The 6,982-nt window shown below is 71.1% G+C and carries 5 protein-coding genes; all 5 read right to left on the bottom strand.

Going from position 1 to position 6,982, the window contains the following annotated elements; all coding sequences use genetic code 11:
* Window positions 1-122 precede the first annotated feature (122 nt).
* Complete coding sequence (locus ACF1DX_RS35325) at window positions 123-932, bottom strand: HAD family hydrolase (RefSeq protein WP_391795231.1); 810 nt, start codon at window positions 930-932, stop codon at window positions 123-125.
* Window positions 929-2,206 (bottom strand): serine--tRNA ligase, encoded by a 1,278-nt coding sequence (gene serS / locus ACF1DX_RS35320; RefSeq protein ID WP_391795230.1) that lies wholly within the window; start codon window positions 2,204-2,206, stop codon window positions 929-931. The genes ACF1DX_RS35325 and serS overlap by 4 nt, the downstream gene beginning before the upstream one ends.
* Window positions 2,207-2,743: 537 nt before the next feature.
* A complete protein-coding gene (gene pheA / locus ACF1DX_RS35315; RefSeq protein WP_391795229.1) occupies window positions 2,744-3,676 on the bottom strand; it encodes a prephenate dehydratase in 933 nt (310 codons plus the stop codon).
* Between the two features lie 72 nt (window positions 3,677-3,748).
* Complete coding sequence (gene efeB / locus ACF1DX_RS35310; protein WP_391795228.1) at window positions 3,749-5,035, bottom strand: iron uptake transporter deferrochelatase/peroxidase subunit; 1,287 nt, start codon at window positions 5,033-5,035, stop codon at window positions 3,749-3,751.
* A gap of 6 nt (window positions 5,036-5,041) precedes the next feature.
* Complete coding sequence (locus ACF1DX_RS35305; protein ID WP_391795227.1) at window positions 5,042-6,973, bottom strand: copper resistance CopC/CopD family protein; 1,932 nt, start codon at window positions 6,971-6,973, stop codon at window positions 5,042-5,044.
* Window positions 6,974-6,982: the final 9 nt, after the last annotated feature.

Here is a 6,982-nt window from a genome sequence, read left to right as displayed (position 1 = left end):
GCTGGAACAACTCCCACAACTCGTCCGGCACCAGCCGCTCAACAATCCCTGCCACGACCGGCAGCTTACCCAGCCAAATGAGATGACTTCTTAGGCACTGGGGGAGGCACGATTGCCCGCATTTACGACGACAGCAGTCGTTCCAGGACCAGTGCGATGCCGTCCTCCTCGTTCGAGGCCGTCACCTCGTCGGCCACCGCCCGCAGTTCCTCATGGGCGTTGGCCATGGCCACGCTGTGGGCGGACCAGGCGAACATCGGGATGTCGTTGGGCATGTCACCGAAGGCGATCGTCTCCGCGGCCTTCACGCCCAGCCGGCGCGCCGCCAGGGACAGCCCCGTGGCCTTCGACAGACCGAGCGGGAGCAGCTCGACGATGCCCTCGCCCGCCATGGTGACGGTGACGAACCCGCCCGCCGCGCGGGTGGCCGCGTCGGCGAGCTCGTCCGAGGTCAGGCCCGGGTGCTGGATGTACAGCTTGTTCAGCGGTGCCGTCCACAGGTCCGACGCGTCCGTGAACGGCGTCGCGGGCAGCCCGCCCACGACCTCGTAACCGGGACCGACCAGCACCTCGCCGTCCAGACCGTCGCGGCTCGCCGCCAGGTACAGCGGGCCGACCTCCGCCTCGATCTTCGCCAGCGCCACCCCGGCCAGCTGCCGGTCCAGGGTCACCGACGTCAGCAGGCGGTGCGCCCCGGCGTCGTACACCTGGGCGCCCTGGCCGCAGACGGCGAGCCCCTCGTAGCCGAGGTCGTCGAGTATGGGGCGGGTCCAGGGCACCGCGCGGCCGGTGACGACGATGTGCGCGGCGCCCGCCGCGGTGGCCGCGGCGAGCGCGTCACGGGTGCGGCGGGAGACCGAGTGGTCGCCCCGCAGCAGCGTGCCGTCGAGGTCGGTGGCGATGAGCCGGTACGGGAAGGGGGCGGTGCTCACTTGGTGACCGGCTCCAGGATCTCCCGGCCGCCCAGGTACGGACGCAGCACCTCCGGCACGCGCACGGAGCCGTCGGCCTGCTGGTGGTTCTCCAGGATCGCCACGATCGTGCGCGGTACGGCGCACAGCGTGCCGTTGAGCGTGGCCAACGGGCGCACCTTCTTGTCCTCACGGACGCGGATCGACAGCCGGCGCGACTGGAACTCGGTGCAGTCCGAGGTCGAGGTCAGCTCGCGGTACTTGCCCTGGGTCGGGATCCACGCCTCGCAGTCGTACTTACGCGCGGCCGAGGAGCCCAGGTCGCCCGAGGCGACGTCGATCACGCGGAACGGCAGCTCCAGCGAGGTCAGCCACTGCTTCTCCCACTCCAGCAGCCGCTGGTGCTCCGCCTGGGAGTCCTCCGGGGCGACGTACGAGAACATCTCGACCTTGTCGAACTGGTGCACGCGGAAGATGCCCCGGGTGTCCTTGCCGTGCGAGCCGGCCTCGCGGCGGAAGCAGGGCGAGAAGCCCGCGTACCGCAGCGGCAGCCGGTCGGCGTCGATGATCTCGTCCATGTGGTACGCGGCCAGCGCCACCTCGGACGTGCCGACCAGGTAGAGGTCGTCCTTGTCGAGGTGGTAGACGTCCTGGGCCGCCTGGCCGAGGAACCCGGTGCCCGCCATCGACTGGGGGCGCACCAGCGCGGGGGTCAGCATCGGCGTGAAGCCGGCGGCCGTGGCCTGCGCCATCGCGGCGTTCACCAGGGCGAGCTCGAGCAGCGCGCCGACACCGGTCAGGAAGTAGAAGCGGGAGCCCGAGACCTTGGCGCCGCGCTCGACGTCGATGGCACCGAGGAGTTGGCCGAGCTCCAGGTGGTCCTTGGGCGCGAAGCCCTCGGCGTCGAAGTCACGGATGCTGCCGTGCGTCTCCAGCGTGACGAAGTCCTCCTCGCCGCCGACGGGCACGTCGGGGTGGACGAGGTTGCTCAGCTTGAGCAGCAGGTCCTGGGTCTCGGTCGCGGCGGCGTCGCGGTCGGCGTCGGCCGCCTTGACGTCGGCGGCGAGCTGGCCGGCCCGCTTCAGCAGCTCGGCCTTCTCGTCACCGGCGGCCTGGGGGATGAGCTTGCCGAGCGACTTCTGCTCGGCGCGCAGCTCGTCGAAGCGGACGCCGGACGACCTGCGCCGCTCGTCGGCAGACAGGAGGGCGTCGACGAGCGCGACGTCCTCTCCACGGGCGCGCTGCGAAGCGCGCACACGGTCGGGGTCCTCACGAAGCAGGCGAAGGTCAATCACGCGGTCAAGGCTACCGGTGCGGGGTGACGCCTCACGACTCACTATTGCGGTGCGGTGACGCACGTTCCGTTATGGGGGAATTGCGCAGAATGTTCCGCAAGGTCAATGAATGGGGCGCTCCCCCTGGAACGGGTCAGTCCGCGGGACGTGGGTTGACCGGGATCCCTTGTGCGGTACGGAACTTGAGCCTCGGTTTTCCACAGGCATCCACACGTCCGGGAAGTTATCCACAGGCTGTGGGGAAGATCTGTGGACTGCGGAATTGATCGCTCCGAAACGTCTGATCAAAGCCGAGGATTCCCAGGACAAACTCCCTTCCTCCCCACTTTTGAGTGGAAAAGGCTCACCCCAAAGGGTTGACCAAAGGAAAAGGGTGGACGAAGGGGGATGTGCGGGGCGATGAACGAGGTCATGCCCTGTGGAGCGATTTGTCGACGGGATGGGGCTTCGGTGTCGACTTGTCCCCAGATGAAGAAGCAGACCTGTGGATAACTCTTGTGGATAACGAAAATCAGCAGGTAGGACCGGCCGGTTCTGTCAGAACCGCCCGTCCTGGCACCGCGCGACCCACTCCGCCGCCCCCACGAACTCCTCGTCCGATGTCCCGGGGAACGGCGGTCGTACCTCCCCGGGGTGCACATCCGCACGCGGGTACGAACCGAGGAAACGCACCTGCAGGCAGATGCGCTTGAGCCCCGTCAGCGCCTCGGCCATCCGGCGGTCCGAGATGTGCCCCTCGGCGTCGACGCAGAAGCAGTAGTTGCCGATCCCGGCACCGGTCGGCCGGGACTGGAGCAGCATCAGGTTGATGCCACGGGTGGCGAACTCACCCAGCAGGTCGCGCAGCCCGCCGGGGTGGTCGTCGCGCTGCCACAGTACGACGGAGGTCTTGTCGGCCCCCGTGGGCGCGGCGGGCCGGGCCGGGCGGCCCACCAGTACGAACCGGGTCTGGGCGTTCTCCGCGTCGTGGATCTCCGTCTCCAGGGCCTCCAGACCGTACCGGGCGGCGGCGAACTCACCGGCGAAGGCGGCGTCGTACCGGCCCTCCTGGACCAGCCGCGCACCGTCCGCGTTGGAGGCGGCCGACTCCCAGACGGCATCCGGGAGGTGTGTCCTGAGCCAGTTGCGGACCTGCGGCTGGGCGGCCGGGTGGGCGGTGACCGTCTTGATGTCCGACAGCTTGGTGCCCGGACGGACGAGCAGCGCGAAGGTGATCGACAGCAGCACCTCGCGGTAGATCATCAGCGGGGTGCCCGCGACCAGCTCGTCGAGGGTGGTGGTGATACCGCCCTCGACGGAGTTCTCGATGGGGACGAACGCGGCCTCGGCCTCGCCGACGCGCACCGCGTCGAGCGCGGACTGCACGGACACGTACGGGATCAGCTCACGGGTGGCCGCCTCGGGAAGCGTGCGCAGGGCGACTTCGGTGAAGGTGCCCTCTGGACCGAGATACGCGTAGCTCGCTGGCATGACCTCACCCTAATGGGGCCCCCGGCCGACGGCTGCCCCGCCGGCGCCCTCAGGGGTGACGCGGGACGGTTCTCACCCCTCCAGCAGCCGCTGCCCCACATACTCTCCCTCCGCCGCGCCGCCCGGCACCGCGAACAGCCCGCTCGCCTCGTGGCGGACGAACGGCGTCAGGGCGTCGCCCCGGTCGAGCTTGCGCTGCACCGGCACGAAGCCGCGCAGCGGATCGGCCTGCCAGCAGATGAACAGCAGCCCCGCGTCCGGCGTCCCGTCCGCGTCGATGCCGTCGTGGTACGAGAACGGGCGGCGGAGCATGGCGGCGCCGCCGTTCTGGTCGGGCCGGGTGATCCTCGCGTGGGCGTTGATCGGGACGGCCAGGTTGCCCCGGGAATCCGTCTTCTCCAGGTCCATCTCGGACGTCTCGGTGCCCCCGGACAGCGGCGCCCCGTCGGACTTGCGGCGCCCGATGACGCTCTCCTGCTCCTTGACCGGCAGCTTCTCCCAGTCGTCCAGCAGCATGCGGATACGGCGTACGACGACGTAGGAGCCGTTCGCCATCCAGGCCGGCTCGCCCTTCCCGGGGACGAAGATCCGCTCGTCGAAGTCGGGCTCGGAGGGCTTGGGGTTGCGGGTGCCGTCGACCTGGCCCATCAGGTTGCGGGCGGTCATGGGGCGGGCGGTGGCGCCGGGTGAGCGGTTGAAGCCGTTCATCTGCCAGCGCACCTTCGCCGCGGAGCCCGCGTCCTTCTGGACGGCGCGCAGGGCGTGGAAGGCGACGAGGGCGTCATCGGCGCCGATCTGCACCCACAGGTCGCCGTTGCTGCGGGCCTTGTCGAGGTGGTCGGAGGAGAAGTCGGGCAGTGGGTCCAGGGCGGCCGGGCGTTGCTTCTCCAGGCCGGTGCGGGCGAAGAAGCTGTGACCGAAGCCGAAGGTGAGGGTCAGTGAGGAGGGGCCGGCGTCACGGGCCACGCCGGTGTCGTCCTGCGCGCTGGGCTCGCCCGCCATCAGCCGGCGGGCGGTGTCCGACCAGCGGCGCAGCAGGGCGGCGGCCTCCTTGCGTCCGGTCCCGGGCGCGAGGTCGAAGGCGATGAGGTGGCCGCGGGCCTGGAGCGGCTGGGTGATGCCGGGCTGATGTTTCACGTGAAACTCGACCCGGCCGTCGCCCACCGACGTCAGCGGGGTGGCTCCGGCGGGTGCCGCCGCGTATCCCACGGCTCCGCCCGCCGCCCCGAGGGCGAGTCCGGTGGCACCGGCCGTGCCGAGCAGCCGGCGCCGGGAGATGCCGTTCCCGGTGGTCCGGTCCCCGGCCTCCCCCTGGGGTGCCCCGGAGGTCCGGGCCTGCGGAAGGGTCTGGTCAGCCATGGTGGTTCAGCCGATCTTCGCGTTCTTCGAGACGGTCACCTGGTCGATGTCGGAGGTCCGCACGGTCACCTCGACCTTCCAGTCACCCGTCATGGGGATCTGTACTCCGCTCGCCGACCAGTGTCCGGTGGTGATGCGGTCGGGGACGACGGGCAGCGGCCCGATGTCCTTGGCGGAGAGGGTGAGGGCGACCTTCACCTCGGGGATGTCGACGGCCTGGCCGTCCGGGCCCTCCACATAGACGTGCATGTCGTTGTCGCCGACCCGGGCGGGGTCGAGGTCGATCGTGACGACGCCCTTGCCGTTCTCGCCGCCGGTGTCGAAGGGCATGTTCAGTGTCACCGCACCGGTGCCCTGACCGGTCGAGGCGGACGACGAGGCGGAGGCGGCCGCCGCGGCCTCCTGCTCGGTGCGCCCCGGCTCGGTCTGCGTCAGCACGGTGGTGACGGCGAGCAGGACGACGGCGATGCCCGCCTCGGCGAGTACGGAGCGGCGCAGGCCGAAGCGGTGGGGGTCGGCGTCGCGCAGCCGCTTCTGCCGGGCGCTCTCCATCGCGGCCCGCTGCCGGGCGAGCTGGGCGGCCCGGGCGTCACCGCCCTTTTCGGCCCCGGGCTCGTCCTTCCCGGACTCACCCTTTCCGGCTTCGGCGGCTTTGCCCGCCCCTGCCGGCTGCTTCTCCTTCTCCTCCTCACGCGCCGCCGGGACCGGTGCCTCCACCAGCCGTGCCGTCCAGCGCCGTGAGATCGAGGCGGTCGCGACCATCACCACCACGAGCCCGATCTTGGCGAGCAGCAGCTGTCCGTACCGGGTGTCGGTCAACGCCGACCAGGAGCCGAGCTGCCGCCAGCTCTGGTAGACGCCGGTGACGACCAGCGCCACCACGCTGCCGAAGGCGAGCCGTGAGAACCGCTGGACGGCGTCCCGCCCGACCGGGGTGTCGGCGGGCGCCCGGTAGAGCGCGACGAGCAGGGTGGTGAGTCCGCCGAGCCAGGCGGCGACGGCCAGCAGGTGGAGCACGTCGACGGGCATGGCGACACCGGGCTGGAGTCCCTGGGAGGCGTGCTCGGACATGGCCCAGCTCGCGGCGAGCCCGGCCGCCACGACCGTCCCGCCGATCGCCAGCCCGAAGGTCAGGTCCCGCTTCTCCTCGGCTTCCCGCTTGTCGTAGGCGCCGAACAGCACCGCGATGAACAGGGCCGCCGCGGCGAGCAGCAGCAGCCGGGAGACCAGTGCCGCGCCGGTCTTCGTCTGGAGCACGTCCCCGAGCAGCGACAGGTCGAAGACGTCGCCGACCGCCCCGGAGGTGGTGTAGGAGCCGCGCAGGAGCAGCAGCGCGAGCGTGGCCGCGGTGAGCGTCAGCCAGCCGGAGACGACCAGCCGCTGCACCGCCCGCACCCCGGCGCCGCGCCCCCAGCAGGCGAGCACGAAGGCGGCCCCGCCGGTCATGACGACGAAGCCGGCGTACGACAGGTAGCGGCCGATGCCGTACAGCCCGCCGATCAGGCCGTCGTCGGAGGCCTGCGCGGAGGCGGAGACGGAGGTCTCGGAGGGGGCGCCGATGGAGAAGGTGAAGGCACCGGCGACGGGGTGGCTGTCCGCGGACACCACCTGGTAGGCCACGGTGTAGGTGCCGTCGGGCAGTCCGCTGAGCAGCCGCACGGTGTACGTCGTGCCGCCGGGGCTGGCCGGGGTGCCCTTGTCGACCCGCTTGCCCTTGGGGTCGAGGACGCGCACGGCGTCGTCGCTCACCGCGATCTGCTCGGAGAAGGTGAGCGAGACCTGGGTGGGTGCCGTGTCGACCACCGCCCCCTGCCCGGGATCGCTGCCGGTCAGCGCGGCGTGCGCGGAGGCGGGAGCGGCTCCGGCGAGGAGCGCGCCGGTGACCGCCAGGAGCAGCAGCACCAGGATCCGCACGCGGGGGGCGATGGTCTGGGTCACAGGGGTGTC

Origin of the sequence: Streptomyces sp. NPDC014676 (assembly GCF_043084105.1) — a bacterium.
Classification (GTDB): domain Bacteria; phylum Actinomycetota; class Actinomycetes; order Streptomycetales; family Streptomycetaceae; genus Streptomyces.
This window is presented reverse-complemented; position numbering and strand designations above follow the sequence as displayed.

Bases quoted from the DNA above. Each gene is read 5' to 3' on its own strand.
- pheA (WP_391795229.1), bottom strand. From the start codon at position 3,676: ATGCCAGCGAGCTACGCGTATCTCGGTCCAGAGGGCACCTTCACCGAA.
- efeB (WP_391795228.1), bottom strand. From the start codon at position 5,035: ATGGCTGACCAGACCCTTCCGCAGGCCCGGACCTCCGGGGCACCCCAG.